We start from the raw sequence: 16,529 nt of genomic DNA on the forward strand, positions 1-16,529 counted from the left end.
GCACATGGTGCCCGCCCGAGGCGGCGGTGGCTGCTGCTGTGTGAGGTTAGCCGGCGTGGGTCATCGAGAGCAGGTCGAGGGCGGCATCCAGCTGCTCCTCGGAGACCTCTCCGCGCTCCACGAACCCGAGGGCCACAACGGCCTCACGGACGGTGATACCCGCGGCGACCGCGTGCTTCGCAATCTTGGCGGCGGCCTCATAGCCGATGATCTTATTCAGCGGGGTCACGATCGACGGCGACATACCCGCCAGAGCGGCGGCGCGCTCCACGTTGGCCTGGAGACCATCCACGGCCTTATCGGCCAGCACCGTCGAGGCGTTGGACAGCAGACGAATCGACTCCAGAAGGGCGGTACCCATGATCGGAATCTGAACGTTCAGCTCGAAGCTGCCGGACGCGCCGCTGATCGCGATCGAAGCGTCGTTACCGATGACGCGCGAGCACACCATCAGCACGGCCTCGGGGATTACCGGGTTGACCTTACCCGGCATGATCGAGGAGCCGGGCTGCAGGTCGGGGATGTGCAGCTCGCCCAGGCCGGTGTTCGGGCCCGAACCCATCCAGCGCAGGTCGTTGCAGATCTTGGTGAGGCTCACGGCGATGGTGCGCAGTGCACCCGAGGCATCCACCAGACCGTCGCGGTTAGCCTGGGCCTCGAAGTGATCCAGGGCCTCGGTGATCGGCAGGCCCGAGTCGGCGGCGAGGCGGCGGATAACCTCCTGCGGGAAGCCCAGCGGGGTGTTGATACCGGTGCCGACCGCGGTGCCACCGAGGGGCACCTCGGCCACGCGCGGAAGAGCCGACTGAACCCGCTCGATACCCAGGCGGATCTGACGGGCGTACCCACCAAACTCCTGACCCAGGGTGACCGGGGTGGCGTCCATGAGGTGGGTGCGGCCGGGCTTGACCGCGTCCTTCCACAGCTCGGCCTTCTTCTCCAGCGACACGGCCAGGTGCTCGAGGGCCGGCACCAGCTGCTCGATCAGGGCACCGGTCACGGCCACGTGCACCGAGGTCGGGAAGACATCGTTGGAGGACTGCGAGCAATTCACGTGGTCGTTCGGGTGAACGGGGGAGCCCAGCGAGCGAGTAGCCAGGGTCGCCAGCACCTCGTTCATGTTCATGTTCGAGGAGGTTCCCGAGCCGGTCTGGTACACATCGATCGGGAACTGGTCGGCGTGCTGGCCGGCGATAATCTGATCGGCAGCGTCCTCGATTGCCGCGGCAATCTTGCCATCCAGCACACCCAGCGACGCATTCGCGGAGGCGGCAGCCTTCTTGATTCGGGCGAGGGCCACCACCTGGGCGGCTTCCAAACGCGAGCCCGAAATCGGGAAGTTCTCTACCGCGCGCTGAGTCTGCGCCCCATACAGGGCGGAGATCGGCACACGAACCTCACCCATGGTGTCGTGCTCGATGCGGTATTCGGCGGATGCGTTTTCAGACACGGTGTTCTGCTCTCCTCGAGGTGTGAACGCTACTCTGCGTTCGGGGTTTTGGTGCTTGTGGCACCCGTGGGATCCAGGTTACCCAATGTCACATCGGGAACCGCTGTGCCCTCCGTCAGACGGTAGTTGGCACCGACGACCGCGAGGGTTCCCTCGGCGACCGCACGATTAATCATCTCAGAACGAGTCAAGAGTTCGGCCACCGTGCTGCGCAGATGACTCTTTCCGACCTCGGCCGGGTCCGCGTGAGAGATCTCGGTTCCCGATACTCCCGCGACCTTGACCACCGAGGGCACGATCTGGCGGATCAGACCGGCAATGTTCGGCGGCAGCGTTTCGGCGTCGGGGGCACAGGAGGAAATCGCCGCCTGGACCGCACCACAGGCGTCGTGTCCGAGAACCACGATCAGCGGAACCTTCAGCACACCCACCGCGTATTCCAGCGAGCCCAGCACCGAATCGGAGATGACCTGTCCGGCGTTACGCACCACAAACAGGTCGCCCAGACCCTTATCAAAAATAATCTCGGCGGACAGACGCGAGTCCGAGCAGCCAAACAGTGCGGCATCGGGGGTCTGCACACTGGCCAGCTGGTGACGGCGCTCCACATCCTGGCGGGGGTGCAGCGGTTCACCGCTCACAAAGCGTTCGTTACCGGCGACCATTTCGGCCCAAGCCTGGCCCGGAGTCATGGTGGACATTAGCGGTTTGCCTCCTTCTCGATGTCCGGAGTCAGCGCGGTCGCGAGGGTGGTGAACTCCTCGTTCGAGGCGGACCCGAACAGAACAAAGTACGAGCTTCCAGCCTGGGTAGCCAGGCCGTAGTGCACGTTTCCAATCTTGTCATCCCGTGAATCACGGTTGTCGTATACGGTCCACTGGACCCCATCGATCGTGGTGGTGCCCGTGGGCACCGAGTTCTTCAGCATCAGCGAGGTCCAGGAGTCGTTCGCATTCAGGCCCTGGGCCATCCCGATGAACTTCTGATCCGGGGTCAGGAAACCAATCTCCCACGACTTCACCGAGGTCTTCGAGCGTACCTCGGCGTAGTTCGCGCTCCAGGTCTTGGGGAGCTTCGGGCTGGCCAGGTGGGCATCCTGAGACTCCTGTACCTGCCCGGCCACCACGGTGTAGTCCACCGAGCGATCGGTGGGCTTATCGCTGCGCGGCACGATGATGACCATGACCGCGACCAGCGCGACGGTGGCCAGCAACGAGTAGACCAGGTTGTTCACGGTCTTGCGCATCCGATAGTTGCGCGACTGGGTGGCCTTGCGCTCGGCGGTTTCCTCGGGCGTTTCCGGGCGACCCAGCTCGGCAACTACCCGCGGCTCGGTGGACTTCTTTTTTGCCACGGTTAGAAGATCTCCTCGCCGGAAGCGGATACCTCGCCGGTGTGATCGGCGTTCGCGGTCGAGGCGGCACGGGCCGCATCCAGCCGGGCCTTGGCCCCGATCAGCCACTGCTCGCAGCGGGCAGCCAGCGCCTCACCGCGCTCCCACAGCTCAAGCGAGTGCTCGAGTGTTGCCGAACCCTGTTCGAGTTCAGACACCACCCGAACCAGCTCGTCACGGGCCTCTTCATAGCTCAGGGCGTCGATTTCGGGGTTGGAAGACATGCCGCCATCCTATCGCGTCCGCACCGACCTCCCGTTCCCCGGGTTGGGTGCGAAACGGGTGAACTCTCCCGCAATCATGCGGGTCCTCCCGCCGAGACGCCGGCGGGCTAACGCTCGGTTTCTGTCGCGGTTGCGTGCAGCACACCCTCGGCGAGGGTGATCCGCAGATCGGTACCGGTCGGCGCCTGGGTGGTCTCGCGCAGTGCGGATCCGTCCGGGGTCTGCACGATCGCGTATCCGCGGCGCAGGGTTTGCTGCGGGGACAGGGTGCGCAGTCTCGCGGTGAGCTCGGCCAGTCCCGACTCTGCGCGCTCGATTCGGCGATCGATCATCTCGGCACCGCGCGCCACATAGCGGGTGACCTCCTCACTGCGGGAGGTCACGATCCACGCCCCGTCGGCCAGCGCCGGGCGGGTTCGGATCTGCTCCAGCCGGGAAATCTCGGTGTTGATCTGGTGCACCAGGCGGCCGGTCAGCCGCGAACGCGCCTCGGCGACCCCGGCAAGCTCCTCGCCCACATCGGGCACCACCCGCTTGGCCGCATCGGTGGGGGTGGAGGCTCGGAGGTCGGCAACATCATCAAGCAGCGGACGGTCAGCCTCGTGCCCGATCGCCGAGACGATCGGAGTGGTCGCGGCCGCGGCCGCCCGCACCACACGCTCGTCGCTGAATCCCAGGAGATTCTGGAAGTCGCCACCACCGCGGGCGACGATGATCACGTCCACCTCGGGGTCGGCATCCAGCGCCTCGATCGCGGCAACCACCTCGCCCACGGTGCGATCACCCTGAACCGCGGCGTGACGCACCCGGAACTGCACGGCCGGCCAACGCAGCTGGGCATTGCGCAGCACGTCTTTCTCGGCGTCGGAGTCCTTGCCGGTGACCAGTCCGATCACGTTCGGGAGGAAGGGCAGTCGCTTCTTGCGCTCGGGAGCGAACAGACCCTCGGCGGTGAGGCTCGCACGCAGGCGTTCGAGCCGCTCGAGCAGGTCACCCAGACCGACGTGGCGCATCTGCATCACCTGCATCGTCAGGCTGCCGCCCTTAACCCAGAAATTAGCCTTGATCAGCGCAACCACCCGGTCGCCCTGCTTGAGGTTCTCGGGCAACTTCGCTCGAACCGAGGACCAGATGGTGAAGGAAATGGTCGCGTCGGCGTTCAGATCCTTGAGCTTGCCGTAGACGTTGCCGCCGGACTGTCCCCACTGGGTAATCTCGCCCTCAACCCACACCGTGCCGAGCCGGTCGATGTAGTCGCGAATCTTGTTCCCCAAGAGCGCAATCGGCCACGGATCCTCCGCAGTAGCGGGCTGTGCGGGCATAGAAACGGCCATCCGGCAATCCTCTCACTCGGAGTCCAGCGACTCGGCTTACAATTGGTGACGTGAGTAACACGACGATTAGCCTGCCGATGCCGAGGATCCCCGGTGCTTCAAGCCGACTCCAGGATAACCCGGTCGCCGGACCCAAACGTGTGCTGCTGGCCGCCCCGCGCGGCTACTGCGCCGGTGTTGACCGCGCCGTTATTGCGGTTGAGAAGGCGCTGAACCTCTACGGCGCGCCCGTCTACGTGCGTAAACAGATCGTGCACAACGTCCACGTGGTCTCCGAGCTTGAAGCTCAGGGTGCCATCTTTGTGGACGAGGTGGACGAGGTTCCCGAGGGTTCGCACATCGTGTTTTCCGCGCATGGCGTTTCCCCGGCTGTGGTGAATGCGGCGGCCGACCGTCACCTGCAGGCCATCGACGCCACCTGCCCGCTGGTCACCAAGGTGCACCGCGAGGCCGTCCGGTTTGCCCGGGCGGATCAGGAAATCCTGCTGATCGGCCACGAGGGACACGAAGAGGTTGAGGGTACCGCCGGGCACGCCCCCGAGCGCACCACCATCGTGAACGGTCCCGAAGACGTGGACAAGATCACCGTCAAGGACCCCGACAACGTGGTGTGGCTCTCGCAGACCACCCTCAGCGTGGACGAGACCATGGAGACCGTGCGCCTGCTGCGCGAGCGCTTCCCGAACCTGAAGAACCCGCCCTCGGACGACATTTGCTATGCCACCCAGAACCGTCAGGTGGCGATCAAGAAGGTCGCCGTCGGTGCGGACCTGGTGATCGTGGTCGGTTCGGCCAACTCCTCCAACTCGGTTCGTCTGGTTGAGGTTGCCCTGGAATACGGCGCGAAGGCCGCCTACCGGGTCGACTACTCCAGCGAAATCAAGCAGGAGTGGCTCGATGGCGTGCAGACCGTGGGTGTGACCAGTGGCGCCTCGGTGCCCGAGGTACTGGTGGATGAGGTCCTGCGGGACCTCGCCGGTGCCGGATACGGTGACGTCCAGGAGGTCAAGACCGCCGAGGAAGACCTCATGTTCTCCCTGCCCAAGGAGCTCCGCAAGGACCTCGAGGGCAACCGTGACGAGCGCGCCCTGGGTGGCCGTCGCTCCTCCTAAATTCCGTTTGAGCTGTTCGAGAGGCAACGATGACCCCGCAACCCCGTTTTGGTGAATTCGCGACTCCCGAGGAGCAACGCGATCAGATGAACGGGCCCGACGCCGAAAAGGCGTCGGTCCCCGCCGTCAATCAGCCCCCGCGCCGTCCGTCGTTTGGCGAGCGGGTTGAGGAGGGGGATGGTGACGCGGCTGCGAGCGCCCCTGCAGATCCGGAATCCGTCTCTGAGCCGAAGGCATCCGATTCAGCCTCGTCTGCGTCGGCACCCGCAGTGCCCACCGCCCCGGCATCCTCCGCACCGCGTTATGGCGAACGGGTGACCGAAGGTGCGGCCCCGGCAGGCTCCGAGTATCCCGAGTCCGCCGCCGCAGACGGTTCGCCCACGCGTGCCGAGCCGCGTCGCCCCACGTACGGCGAGCGAGTGGATCCGGCGGATGCGCCGCAGCAGGCCCCTGCCTCACCCTCGGCTGCCCCCGCCGCAGGCGAGCGTGTGGCTGCCTCACAGCTACCGCCGCCCGAATATGGCGAGCGTGTGGCCGCGTCCCAGCTGCCGCCGCCCGAGTACGGTGAGCGTGTGGCCGCATCTCAGCTGCCGCCGCCCGAATACGGTGAGCGCACCACGGACGCCCCGGTGTATGCGCAGGCATCCTCGACACCCGCAGCCCCCGCCGACGGCATTCCTCGCTACGCCGCGGGATCCTTCAGCGGCGTGACCGTGGGAAACCGGCCGGCCTCCCAGACCTCGGCACCGTCGGATGCACGAGCAGGTTCGCAGGTCGGTAATGGTGTGAGCCGTGCGGGCGCGCCGTCGGGTGGAGCGCCCAAGCGCCCCGCCGCCGGTCGCGCAAACGACGGGCTGCCCGTACAGGCCCCGCCGGACCGTTTCATCTCGCTGATTCTGCTGGCGTTTGGTGCATTCTCGATTCTGACCAGCGTTCCCGCGCTGCTCAACCTGCGCGAGGCGTTTGTTGAGTACTTCAAGGAGCTCGGCATCTCGGGTGACTCGCTGGGGCAGTCGATCAACGTATCGGGATGGGTGATGGCGGCGATCATGATCGCCGTGTGGTGCCTGTCGGCCTGGTGGACGATGCGCCGGATCCGGGCGGGTAAGTCCTCGTGGTGGATTCCGCTGCTCGGGGCCGTGGTCGCCCTCCTGGTGATGAGCATGATCCTGGCCCCGGTCATGGGTAACGATCCGGCCTTCCAGGAGTATGTGCGTCGGTTCCAGCCGTAGCGATTTTGACACATAAAAACCCCGGTGATGAAGAACATCACCGGGGTTTTGTGTTGGGCGAACCTAGATGGTCAGCGACTTACCGTGCGAACCGAGCTGACGGGTCGACTCGATGACGCGGGCGGCCATGGCGGTTTCGGCGATCTTGCCCCAGGCGCGGGGGTCGTAGACCTTCTTGTTTCCGACCTCACCGTCAACCTTGAGGAAGCTGTCGTAGTTGCGCAGTACGTTGTCGGCGATGGCGCGGCTGAACGCGTACTGGGTGTCGGTGTCGATGTTCATCTTGATGACACCGTTGGCGACGGCCTCGCTGATCTCGGCGTCGGTCGAACCCGATCCACCGTGGAAGACGAGGTCCAGCGGCTTGGCGGCGGTGCCGTACTTGGCGGCCAGACCCTCCTGGATTTCCTTGAGCAGACCCGGCTGCAGCTGCACGTTACCCGGCTTGTACACACCGTGCACGTTGCCGAAGGTCAGCGCAGCCATGTAGCGGCCCTGTTCGCCCAGGCCCAGGGCCTCGACGGTCTGGATGGCGTCTTCGAGGGTGGTGTAGAGGTGCTCGTTGATGTCGTGGCTGACACCGTCCTCCTCGCCACCAACAACACCGATCTCTACCTCGAGGATGGCGTTGATGTTCTTGGTCTTCTTGATGATCTCCTTGGCGATCTCCAGGTTCTCACCCAGCGGCACGGCCGAGCCGTCCCACATGTGGGACTGGAAGATCGGGTTGCGACCGGCCTTGACCTCTTCTTCGGAGGCGGCGATCAGCGGGTACACAAAGTCGTCCAGCGCGTTCTTGGGGCAGTGGTCGGTGTGCAGGGCCACGGTGATCGGGTAGTTGTCGGCGATCGCGTGCACAAACTTGGCGAAGGCGAGGGCACCGGAGGCGCGGTTCTTCACGGTGTGGCCGGCGAAGTAGTCGGCACCACCGGTGGTGACCTGGATGATGCCGTCGGAGCCAGCCTCGGTGAGTCCCTGAAGTACTGCGTGAATGGTCTGCGATGACGACACGTTGAACGCCGGGAAAGCGAATGCGTTCTCCTTGGCGTTGTCAAGCATCCGTGCGTACTGCTCGGGGGTTGCGATAGGCATTACTTCTCCTTAAGGAATGTCTGCAGGGAACACTTCGAGTCTACCGACCGGGCTTCACGGATGTCTCGGTAAATCGTGCGGATACGTCTGGAGTGCCGGATGCGGTGTCGGATGCGGACCGGCACCGGGGCTCGTTGGGTGCACGTCCGTGCGGATCGATCCCATCGTCGGGCACAATTGAGGGTATGAGTGACTCTTCGACCGGGCCGCGCCCGGGGTCCGCGTTCTTCCGTCCCGCCGGTTCTCCGGCACCGCGTTCGGCAAAGCCTAAGCCCGCGAAGCCCGTGGGATGGCCCGGTGCCGAGACCCTACGCGGATTGCGTTTGGCAACCGTTGCGGCGGCCACCGCGGCCGCGGACCACGTGGGAGCCGGCGATCCGCTCGCCGTGGACGGTGCCGCCGTGCACGCGCTGCGCGCCGAGCTGGACACGCTCGCGCTTTCCGGCGTGGTCATTGCCGGGGAGGGCGAGAAGGACGAGGCCCCGATGCTCGCGGCCGGGGAAACCTTCGGAACCGGCGGCCCGGCGGTGGAGATCGCCGTGGATCCGGTGGACGGGACCCGCCTGGCAGCGGCCGGCGAGCCCGGCGCGATGGTGGTGCTGGGTGTTGCCGAGCCCGGCTCGTTTGCGAATATCGGTCCGGCCTACTACCTGTCGAAGATTGTGGCGGGCGCGCGTGCGCCCGAGGTGAGTCTGGATGCGCCCTTTGAGCAGACCCTCGCCGACATCGCCGCCCACCGCGGCGTCCCGGTCGAGGAGCTGCACGTGGCGATTCAGGATCGTCCGCGTAACGCCGAGCTGATGCGGATTGCCCGCGAGGCCGGAGTGCGCTGCGACTTCTTTGAGCACGGTGAGGTCGAGCGATCGCTTCGTGTGTTGCAGCCGGATGCGGATCTGGACCTGGTTGCCGGGATCGGTGGAGCCCCCGAGGGCCTGGTGGTTGCCGCCGCCGTGCGGGCGCTGGGTGGTTCGATGCAGGCCCGGTTCGCGCCGCAGTCGCGGTCGGAGCGTACCCGGATCGAGGCCGCGGGCATCAACCTGGACGAGCTGCTGGGTCTTGACCGGCTGTGTGGGGGACGGGCGGCGATCCTGGTGAGCGCGGTCACCGAGTGCCTGATTGTGCCCGGTGCGCCGCTGCGCGCGGCCGAGGGGCGTGGTCAGGATGCACGAATCTGGTCGTGGTCGGGAACTGAAATTCCCGCGTAAAACGTTCGATTCGTTAAGAACACAGCTTTTTAACAGCAGGATTGGCCCACACGCCGCGGCGTGTTTGTGGGCGCGGGGTTAGTGTGGAACGGTTCGCCTTGCCCAGATGTTGAGGAGCGTTTTTCATGAGTCAGCCCACCACCGAGTCCCTGTATTTGCAGCCCGGACGAAATCTTGCACTGGAGCTGGTGAGGGCAACGGAGGCCGCGGCGATTCGTGCCGAACCGTATATCGGTCGCGGCGACAAGCTGGGTGCCGACGGTGCCGCGGTGGATGCGATGCGCGCGTTCCTCGGCACCGTCAACTTTGATGGCACCGTGGTGATCGGTGAGGGCGAGAAGGACGAGGCCCCGATGCTGTTCAATGGCGAACGCGTGGGCAACGGACAGGGCCCGGCGGTGGACATCGCCGTGGATCCGATCGATGGAACCAGCCTGACCGCCGCTGGCCGTCAGAATGCACTGTCTGTCATTGCGGTGGCCGACCGTGGTTCGATGCTGGATGCGTCGACCGTGTTTTACATGGACAAGATTGTGACCGGTCCCGAGGGTATCGGTGTGGTGGACATTCGTCAGTCGGTGGCCGAGAACATTCAGGCGCTGGCTCAGGCGAAGAAGGTTCCGGTTTCGGACATCACCGTCGCGGTTCTGGACCGTCCGCGTCATGAGGGTCTGATCGAGGAGATTCGCGCCGCCGGTGCGGGTACCCGTCTGATGCTCGACGGCGACGTGGCCGGCGGTATCAACGCCGCCCGCTATGGCACCCGGATCGACATGTGCCTGGGCACTGGTGGTAGCCCCGAGGGTATCGTGACCGCGTGTGCGATCAAGGCGCTGGGTGGCCACATCCAGGGCCGTCTGCACCCCCGCGACGACGCCGAGCGTCAGCGCGGTATCGAGGCCGGTCTGAAGATGGACTATGTCTACGGTGCGGACGAGCTGGTGCGCAGCGACAACACGTTCTTTGTGGCAACCGGTGTGACCGACGGTGGTCTGGTCGCGGGTGTTCAGCACCGCGGCCCGATCATCCGCACGGAGAGCATCGTGTTGCGGTCGAAGTCGGGAACGATCCGCCGGATCGTGGCCGACCACCTGGTGGAGAAGTGGCGCTAAACCGCTGATCCTCAACCCGCCCACACGCGGGTCCTGAGCTGCGGGCGTACCAATGGCGGTGCGCCCGCTTTTTGCTGCCCGTTTAGGCTTGAGAGGTTTCCTCCTGATTCTGTTCCGCTTCGGTTTCATTCGGGGTGAGGGAGGCTGGGGAAGTGGAGGAGATCGGGGAAGTGGAGGAGACCGGGGACGCGGGGGAGCGGCTTTCTTCAAGGCCGGCAACCAGGTCAACATCGGTGATCTCGCGCAGGGGCTCTTCAATCGGGGTGAGGTCGGCGATGATCTTGGTTTTATCGATGCGGCCGAGTTTGCGGGCGCTGGGCAGCACCTGGTGTTCGAGGGATCCGATCACCACGTTGTAGTCCTTCACCGAGCGTTCGATCGAGCGCCCCAGCTTCTGCAGTCGTGTCGCGGTGGTGGCCAGACGCGAGTGGAGCTCTCGGCTCAGGTCGAAGAGTTCGGTGGCTTCCTTGGTGAGTACATCCTGCTGCCAGCTAAACGCGACGGTTTTCAGCACGGACCAGAGCGTCACCGGAGATGCCAGCGCGACCCGCTTGGAGAACGCGAAGTCGAGCAGGGTGCGATCGGCTTCCAGCGCCGAAGACACCAGGGACTCGCTGGGGATGAATGCGATGACCAGCTCGGGGGAGGCGGGCAGGCCCTCCCAGTAGGTCTTATTGCCCAGGGCGGTCACATGCTCGCGCACGGCCTTCACATGATCACGCAGAAGCGAATCGCGACGGGCGGCCTCGGCACCGGTCGCGGTGGCCGGAATCGCGCTGGCTTCCAGATATGCGTTGAAGGGCACCTTCGCATCCACGGCGATGTTCTTGCCCCCGGGCAGGTGCACCACCATGTCGGGGCGACCGGCTCCCGCATCGGTGGACACCGAGGATTGCACGCTGAAGTCCACTCGTTCGATCAGACCCGCAGCTTCCACCACATTGCGCAGCTGGGTCTCGCCCCAGACGCCGCGAACGTTATTCGATCGCAGCGCACCGGCCAGGGTGTCCGTGGTGGCGCGCAGCCGCTCCTCAGCCTCCGTGGCCGCTCGGAGCTGGGCGCTGAGTTCTCCGTGTTGGAGGCTTCGCTGGTTCTCGATCGCCGAGACGGCCGTCTGCATCGTGCGCAGGGTTTCGGCCACGGGAGCCAGCGCCTCGAGAACCCGCGCATCCTGGGACTCTCGTGCTCGCCGATTCGTGGCCTCTTCCTCACGACGTCGCTCCTGGTCGGCGGCAAACCGACGCTGGGCGTCGATCTGATCACGTAGCTCTGCCGTGGTCGCCTCGAGAGCGGCTAGCTCTGCACGCAGCGTGCCGCGAATTTCGGATTCTCGTGCACCCTGGGACATCAACTCGGCGGAATGCTGCGCCGTCAAGACCTCAACTTCGGCGCGGGCAGCATCGGCACGAACCTCCGCCGCGCGCAGTGCCGAGCTTGCACGGCGCTGTGCGGTCAGGCCGCCGAACACGCCGCCAAGGACCGCGCCGAGCACGAGGCCCAGCACGAGGCCGATGATGAGTGGGAGTAGTGAGTCCATACCCCAAGTGTGCCCGACACCGCCGACAGGCTCGGCTGAGGTCGAGTAACTGGGGATAACTGAGCTGCGGACGCCGCTTGTGGAGGAAACCCGACACGACTCCTGGCTCGGTTAGCGATGCTGGGCTAGCGACGCTCGGCCACGGACGCTCGGCCACGGACGCTCGGCCACGGACGCTCGGCTAGCGATGCTGGGCTAGCGACGCTCTCCGGCGGCGGAGACACCGGCGGCGGAGACGCCGATGGCGATCAGATCCCCTCGAAATGCGTGGATGCCCACGCTGACCGGTCGGCCCGCGGAATCCCGCGATATCCGGGTGCGCTCGAGGATAACCCCGTCCGTGCCGAGACTGAGTAATCCGGTCTCGGCCGAGGTCGGTTGACGGGAGATGAGCCGTTCGTCGACGCTGTGAATGAGGATGCCCGCGGCACGAAGAAGGGAGTATGAACCGGTGTCCTTCAGCCGGTGGAAGCCGGGAACATTGAGGTCGGCGGGCACATGGTTTGTGAGGACCGCAAATGGTGCCTGATTGCTGCTCAGAAGCCTGCGGAAATGGTGCACCGGCGTGCCGTCCGCACGTTCCAGGAGGGTGGCAATCAGCGCCGAGGCGGGTATCGTGCGTTGCTCGAGAACCTCGCTGTCGGGGCGGTGTCCGTCGCGCTCAAGCGACTCGACGATGCCCAGCGGCTCGATTGCGGTCCGGATACGCCTGTGCGCGACGCGTGTGCCCACACCGCGTCGCCGAGCGAGCAGGCCCTCTGCGACAACCTCCTGGATCGCGCGCCGTACGGTCGGTCGGGAAATACCCAGTCGGTGTGCCAACACAATCTCGTTGTCGAGTCTGCTTCCCGGGGGCAGCGTTCCGTCGGTGATGGCATCGCGAAGTTGATCGGCGAGTTGTCGATAGAGCGGAACGTCTCGGCCTCGGGCAAGGTCGAGCGAAAGGGGCGTGATGTTCCGGCTAGGTGCCTGCATGAGTTACCTCAGATTTCCCGGTGTGGGCGAGCATATGAAGCGCAGGCTAACAACGCAGCGTGTGAGAATAACGGATGCCCAGAACGTTCGCCGCGCGCGCTCGGCTGGCCCCGGTCCATCTGGCCGGGTACGATAGATCCTCGTGGCCCTCACTATCGGAATTGTCGGACTGCCCAACGTTGGCAAGTCAACCCTGTTTAACGCCCTGACCAAGAACCAGGTGCTCGCGGCGAACTACCCGTTCGCGACGATCGAGCCCAACGTCGGGGTGGTGAACCTTCCTGACGTGCGCCTGACCAAGCTGGCCGAGATCTTCGGCAGTGAGAAGATCCTGCCCGCCGCGGTCTCCTTCGTGGACATCGCGGGCATCGTGCGCGGAGCGAGTGAGGGTGAGGGGCTGGGAAACCAGTTCTTGGCAAACATTCGTGAGGCCGACGCGATCGCCCAGGTGGTGCGTGGATTCGCCGACTCCGACGTGGTGCACGTGGACGGCAAGGTCAACCCGGCCGGCGACATGGAGACCATCAACACCGAGCTGATCCTCGCGGACCTGCAGACGGTTGAGAAGGCCATCCCGCGTCTGGAGAAGGAGGTCAAGGGCAAGCGCATCGATCCCGCGGCCCTGGAGACCGCCAACGAGGTGCTCGCCGCGCTGAACGCCGGAACCCCGCTCTCCGCCACCAAGATCGACCTGGAGCCCGTGCGCGAGCTCGGTCTGCTCACCGGCAAGCCCTTCATCTACGTGTTCAACGTGGATGAGGAGGTCCTGCAGAGCGACGAGAAGCGCGCCGAGCTGGCCGCCCTGGTGGCCCCCGCACAGGCGATCTTCCTGGATGCCAAACTGGAGTCCGAGCTGATCGACCTGGACGAGGAGGACGCCGCCGAGCTGCTGTCCTCGACCGGTCAGACCGAGTCCGGTCTCGACCAGCTCGCCCGCATCGGTTTCGACACCCTGGGCCTGCAGACCTACCTGACCGCGGGTCCCAAGGAGTCGCGCGCCTGGACCATCCCCAAGGGTGCCAAGGCCCCGCAGGCCGCCGGTGTGATCCACACCGACTTCGAGCGTGGCTTCATCAAGGCCGAGATCATCTCGTTCGCCGACCTGGTGGAGACCGGTTCGGTCGCAGAGGCCCGCTCCAAGGGCAAGGCCCGCATGGAGGGCAAGGAATACGTCATGCAGGATGGCGACGTGGTGGAGTTCCGCTTCAACGTTTAGACTCACTTTCTGCACACGGTCCGCTTCCCTCGGGAGGCGGACCGTTTTTATGGGCTTGGCCACGCCCCTGAAAGCGGGTGCTGCGGATGGGTATCCTGATCGTCATCGGAAACCCCACTGGCATCGCGAGAACCTCGGTAGCATGTAACGTTCGTAGATTTTACCCCCGGTAGGGATGTGATGTCAGAGGGTCAATCCGATTCCCAAGCGGTGACGTTGCCGCGCGGAAAACGAGTCGCGCGCGCGATGGGGGCGTTTGGCAGCGCCCTGTTTGTGGGCCTAATTGTGCTGGTGTGTGCCATTCTCGTTGCGGTCTTAGCGGCCCTGGCCATCGGGGGAATAGCCTCGGCGAATGAGCCTCTGCGTTGGGGCACATACACGGAAACCTCGTACACATGCATTCCCGGCGTACGTAATGGCTGTTCAAGTTTTGGAACCTGGGTGAGCGAGGATGGCGCGACCACCCTTACCGATGTTCGGCTGGATGGCGGCGTAGAGACGAACGGTTCGATTCGCACTAGCTACCGTGAGGGCGGATTCAACAGCGATGCGGACAACCATATTGTCCACGTTGAGACCTTCTCATACGGTTTTGTATGGGCACCGATTGCCCTATTGATCGCTTTTTTCTTCATGTTTGGTGGCATGAAAACGATAAGAAAACATGTGCGGCGGCGACAGCGAGCCCGAGCACTCAGGCTAGCCCGAAAGCAATCTGCATGAGTGCGCGTCCGCAGTGGATAAACCACCTACGTGTGGTCGTCGTCGCGGCGTTTGCAAAGCGCCCGGTGGTCCTGGGCGGACTGAGCCTTGCGATTGTGCTGTCCGTGATTATGGGGGTCGGCGGCATCGCCGCGCTGAGCCTCCCGTTGCACTGGGGAACGTATACCGAAAGTGAGTGTACGCGTGGTTTTCTCAACCGGAATTCCTCGTGTTCAAGCAAGGGGTACTGGGTGAGCGATGACGGCACGATCAGCCTCCCGCACACCGGGCTGTCCGGTCCGCTGGACAGCGCCGACGGAACCGTTCGCGCGAGCTATCGAGAGGGCGGAATCACCACCAACGGCCTGTTCAATATTGTGACCGCGGAGGGGGAAGCCGACGGGTCAATTTGGCAACCCTGGACGGTAGCGGTCGTCCTGATTCTTGTGCTGACCTGGCAGATTTGGGTCAATCGCCCGCGCAGAATGCCCACCGGCCAGATCGGCCGCCACGCCCATCCCGGATAGGTGTCCACGGCCGATCCGCGTGGACTCGTGTCTGAGCCGGGGATCCTGGGTGAGTGATGACGGATCTCGGGTGGTGAAAAGCATCGACCTGGATGCTGGTTTTCGGCGCGATTGCCCTCGGCCTCGTCTCGGCCGGACCGGCCCTGTGGAAGCGGTGGCGTCGATCGCGCGCACGGCCCGAATTTTGACCACCCCACAACTGGTGTAACGTGACCCCGGTGACCCTGTGCGGTCACCCCGATCCCCGCCGCTCCTCGGGAGCGCCCCATTTTCCGACTGGAGAATCCCATGATTCAGGCCAATATTGCCGTAGATTTCAGCGCCGTTGAGGGCGAACGTGAAGACGTTTCGCTGAACAACGTGGTGTTCGAAATGGTCACGTCCACCACCAGCGTTGTGGCCGCCGAGCCGACCCTGTTCCGCTACTTCGAGAACGAGGGTGTGGTGTGGGGCGACTACACCGGTGACACCGTGATCGAGGGCCGTTTCTCCGGTATCCGCGAGGGTGACACCCTGCACATGTCCTACAACCACCGCTCGAAGAACGGCAACCTGGTGCACGGCAACGACACCACGATCATCTCCCGTCAGGCCGACGGCCTGCTGCGTCTGACCGAGTTCTACGTCGGTGCAGGCGGTGAGCCGCAGCTCAGCGTGTGCCGCGAGGTCGCCGCGAACTAGACCGCGCGGGCCCGATGCCGCCGCGAATAGCTTTCCGGCGGCGAGGAACATCTCGGGCCTTCCGCCCATTTTGGTGGGGGATGAGCTAGCGCAACGGTGCGCCCTCATCCTCCTCACCCGGCTCCGCGATCCGCAGGTGCCGGGTGGAACCCAGCGGGGATTCCCCCGCCCACTCTCCGGGCGAACGCAGCGCCCGGCCGGCAAAGCCAGCACCCAGGCTGACCCGATCCCACTGCTCATCCATCACAAACACCGTCTCGGTGGATTTGATGCAGGACCACTGCGCAAGATTCAACGCCACAAGCTCATGAATTGCCGCGACGTCCGCCGCACGCACCAACAGCATGCCGTCATGCTCGCCGGCGGTCACCGCGAAATACTCCAGTTCCGGCACCGTTTTCAGACGCTCACGAAACTCACCCCACTGCTGCTGTTCGAGTGACACAAACACCAGCGCGGCCACGCCAAACCCCGCAGCCCGGAAATCCAGGGTGGCGGTAAATCCGGTAATCACACCGGATTCAATCAGCCAGTCATAGCGCTGGTAGGCGTTCGAACGGGAGATCCCCAACTGGTCCGCCAGCGCCGCGATGGACAGCCGTCCATTGCGTCGCAGCAGGTCAACCATGCGGATGTGAATATCGTCGAGTTGCATTCTGTCTCCCCGGGGATGGAATTATTCTGCGGATCTTGGATGAAATGCCACATACTCGGCAAATCAAAGAACGAATATCGCA

At 64.7% G+C, this 16,529-nt stretch carries 17 protein-coding genes; 8 read left to right on the forward strand and 9 right to left on the reverse strand.

Features of this window, described 5'->3' with window-relative positions; all coding sequences use genetic code 11:
* Positions 1–46: 46 nt before the first annotated feature.
* From M2390_RS03075 to xseA, 5 genes are all read right to left on the reverse strand, one after another.
* A complete protein-coding gene (locus M2390_RS03075; RefSeq protein WP_259176984.1) occupies positions 47–1,450 on the reverse strand; it encodes an aspartate ammonia-lyase in 1,404 nt (467 codons plus the stop codon).
* 29 nt (positions 1,451–1,479) lie between these two features.
* Complete coding sequence (locus M2390_RS03080; RefSeq protein WP_030148453.1) at positions 1,480–2,151, reverse strand: carbonic anhydrase; 672 nt, start codon at positions 2,149–2,151, stop codon at positions 1,480–1,482.
* Positions 2,151–2,804 (reverse strand): DUF4245 domain-containing protein, encoded by a 654-nt coding sequence (locus M2390_RS03085; protein ID WP_259176985.1) that lies wholly within the window; start codon positions 2,802–2,804, stop codon positions 2,151–2,153. The genes M2390_RS03080 and M2390_RS03085 overlap by 1 nt, the downstream gene beginning before the upstream one ends.
* Before the next feature lie 2 nt (positions 2,805–2,806).
* Entirely contained in the window at positions 2,807–3,067 is a 261-nt protein-coding gene (locus M2390_RS03090) for an exodeoxyribonuclease VII small subunit (protein ID WP_121687112.1), read from the reverse strand.
* A 107-nt stretch (positions 3,068–3,174) separates the two neighbouring features.
* Positions 3,175–4,401 (reverse strand): exodeoxyribonuclease VII large subunit, encoded by a 1,227-nt coding sequence (xseA, locus tag M2390_RS03095; RefSeq protein WP_030148456.1) that lies wholly within the window; start codon positions 4,399–4,401, stop codon positions 3,175–3,177.
* A gap of 77 nt (positions 4,402–4,478) precedes the next feature.
* Between xseA and M2390_RS03100 the strand changes: the two genes are divergently transcribed.
* Together M2390_RS03100 and M2390_RS03105 are read left to right on the forward strand one after the other, a co-directional pair.
* Positions 4,479–5,513: a 4-hydroxy-3-methylbut-2-enyl diphosphate reductase gene (locus M2390_RS03100; RefSeq protein WP_259177366.1), complete on the forward strand. Its 1,035-nt coding sequence runs from the start codon at positions 4,479–4,481 to the stop codon at positions 5,511–5,513.
* Positions 5,514–5,542: 29 nt separating this feature from the next.
* The gene (locus tag M2390_RS03105) at positions 5,543–6,745 is read left to right on the forward strand and encodes a DUF6264 family protein (protein ID WP_259176988.1); all 1,203 of its coding nucleotides are present in this window, start codon (positions 5,543–5,545) and stop codon (positions 6,743–6,745) included.
* A 63-nt stretch (positions 6,746–6,808) separates the two neighbouring features.
* Here the strand turns inward: M2390_RS03105 and fbaA are convergent, their stop codons facing one another.
* Positions 6,809–7,837, reverse strand: coding sequence for a class II fructose-bisphosphate aldolase (fbaA, locus tag M2390_RS03110; RefSeq protein ID WP_121687108.1), 1,029 nt, complete (start codon positions 7,835–7,837; stop codon positions 6,809–6,811).
* 185 nt (positions 7,838–8,022) lie between these two features.
* Here fbaA and M2390_RS03115 point away from each other — a divergent pair, with 185 nt between their 5' ends.
* Together M2390_RS03115 and glpX are read left to right on the forward strand one after the other, a co-directional pair.
* Positions 8,023–9,042, forward strand: coding sequence for a fructose-bisphosphatase class II family protein (locus tag M2390_RS03115; RefSeq protein ID WP_259176989.1), 1,020 nt, complete (start codon positions 8,023–8,025; stop codon positions 9,040–9,042).
* Positions 9,043–9,167: 125 nt separating this feature from the next.
* Positions 9,168–10,154 (forward strand): class II fructose-bisphosphatase, encoded by a 987-nt coding sequence (glpX, locus tag M2390_RS03120; protein WP_030148460.1) that lies wholly within the window; start codon positions 9,168–9,170, stop codon positions 10,152–10,154.
* Between the two features lie 82 nt (positions 10,155–10,236).
* Here the strand turns inward: glpX and rmuC are convergent, their stop codons facing one another.
* Both rmuC and M2390_RS03130 read right to left on the reverse strand, forming a co-directional pair.
* A complete protein-coding gene (rmuC, locus tag M2390_RS03125; protein WP_259176992.1) occupies positions 10,237–11,691 on the reverse strand; it encodes a DNA recombination protein RmuC in 1,455 nt (484 codons plus the stop codon).
* 195 nt (positions 11,692–11,886) lie between these two features.
* Positions 11,887–12,666 carry a GntR family transcriptional regulator gene (locus M2390_RS03130; RefSeq protein ID WP_259176994.1) on the reverse strand — a complete coding sequence of 260 codons (780 nt, stop codon included), beginning with the start codon at positions 12,664–12,666 and terminating at the stop codon, positions 11,887–11,889.
* A gap of 142 nt (positions 12,667–12,808) precedes the next feature.
* On the opposite strand from M2390_RS03130, the gene ychF reads away from it, so the two are divergent.
* The 4 genes from ychF (at position 12,809) to M2390_RS03150 (ending at position 15,792) form a co-directional block, all read left to right on the forward strand.
* On the forward strand, positions 12,809–13,882 hold the full coding sequence (ychF, locus tag M2390_RS03135) for a redox-regulated ATPase YchF (protein ID WP_121687104.1): 1,074 nt from the start codon (positions 12,809–12,811) through the stop codon (positions 13,880–13,882).
* A 441-nt stretch (positions 13,883–14,323) separates the two neighbouring features.
* Positions 14,324–14,605 carry a hypothetical protein gene (locus tag M2390_RS03140; protein WP_259176998.1) on the forward strand — a complete coding sequence of 94 codons (282 nt, stop codon included), beginning with the start codon at positions 14,324–14,326 and terminating at the stop codon, positions 14,603–14,605.
* Between the two features lie 230 nt (positions 14,606–14,835).
* Positions 14,836–15,111 carry a hypothetical protein gene (locus tag M2390_RS03145; RefSeq protein ID WP_259177000.1) on the forward strand — a complete coding sequence of 92 codons (276 nt, stop codon included), beginning with the start codon at positions 14,836–14,838 and terminating at the stop codon, positions 15,109–15,111.
* A gap of 288 nt (positions 15,112–15,399) precedes the next feature.
* Positions 15,400–15,792 (forward strand): hypothetical protein, encoded by a 393-nt coding sequence (locus M2390_RS03150; RefSeq protein ID WP_211250776.1) that lies wholly within the window; start codon positions 15,400–15,402, stop codon positions 15,790–15,792.
* 85 nt (positions 15,793–15,877) lie between these two features.
* Here the strand turns inward: M2390_RS03150 and M2390_RS03155 are convergent, their stop codons facing one another.
* Positions 15,878–16,447 carry an Lrp/AsnC family transcriptional regulator gene (locus M2390_RS03155; RefSeq protein ID WP_030148468.1) on the reverse strand — a complete coding sequence of 190 codons (570 nt, stop codon included), beginning with the start codon at positions 16,445–16,447 and terminating at the stop codon, positions 15,878–15,880.
* Positions 16,448–16,529: the final 82 nt, after the last annotated feature.

This window comes from Mycetocola sp. BIGb0189 (assembly GCF_024810155.1).
GTDB classification, from domain to species: Bacteria; Actinomycetota; Actinomycetes; order Actinomycetales; family Microbacteriaceae; genus Mycetocola; species Mycetocola lacteus.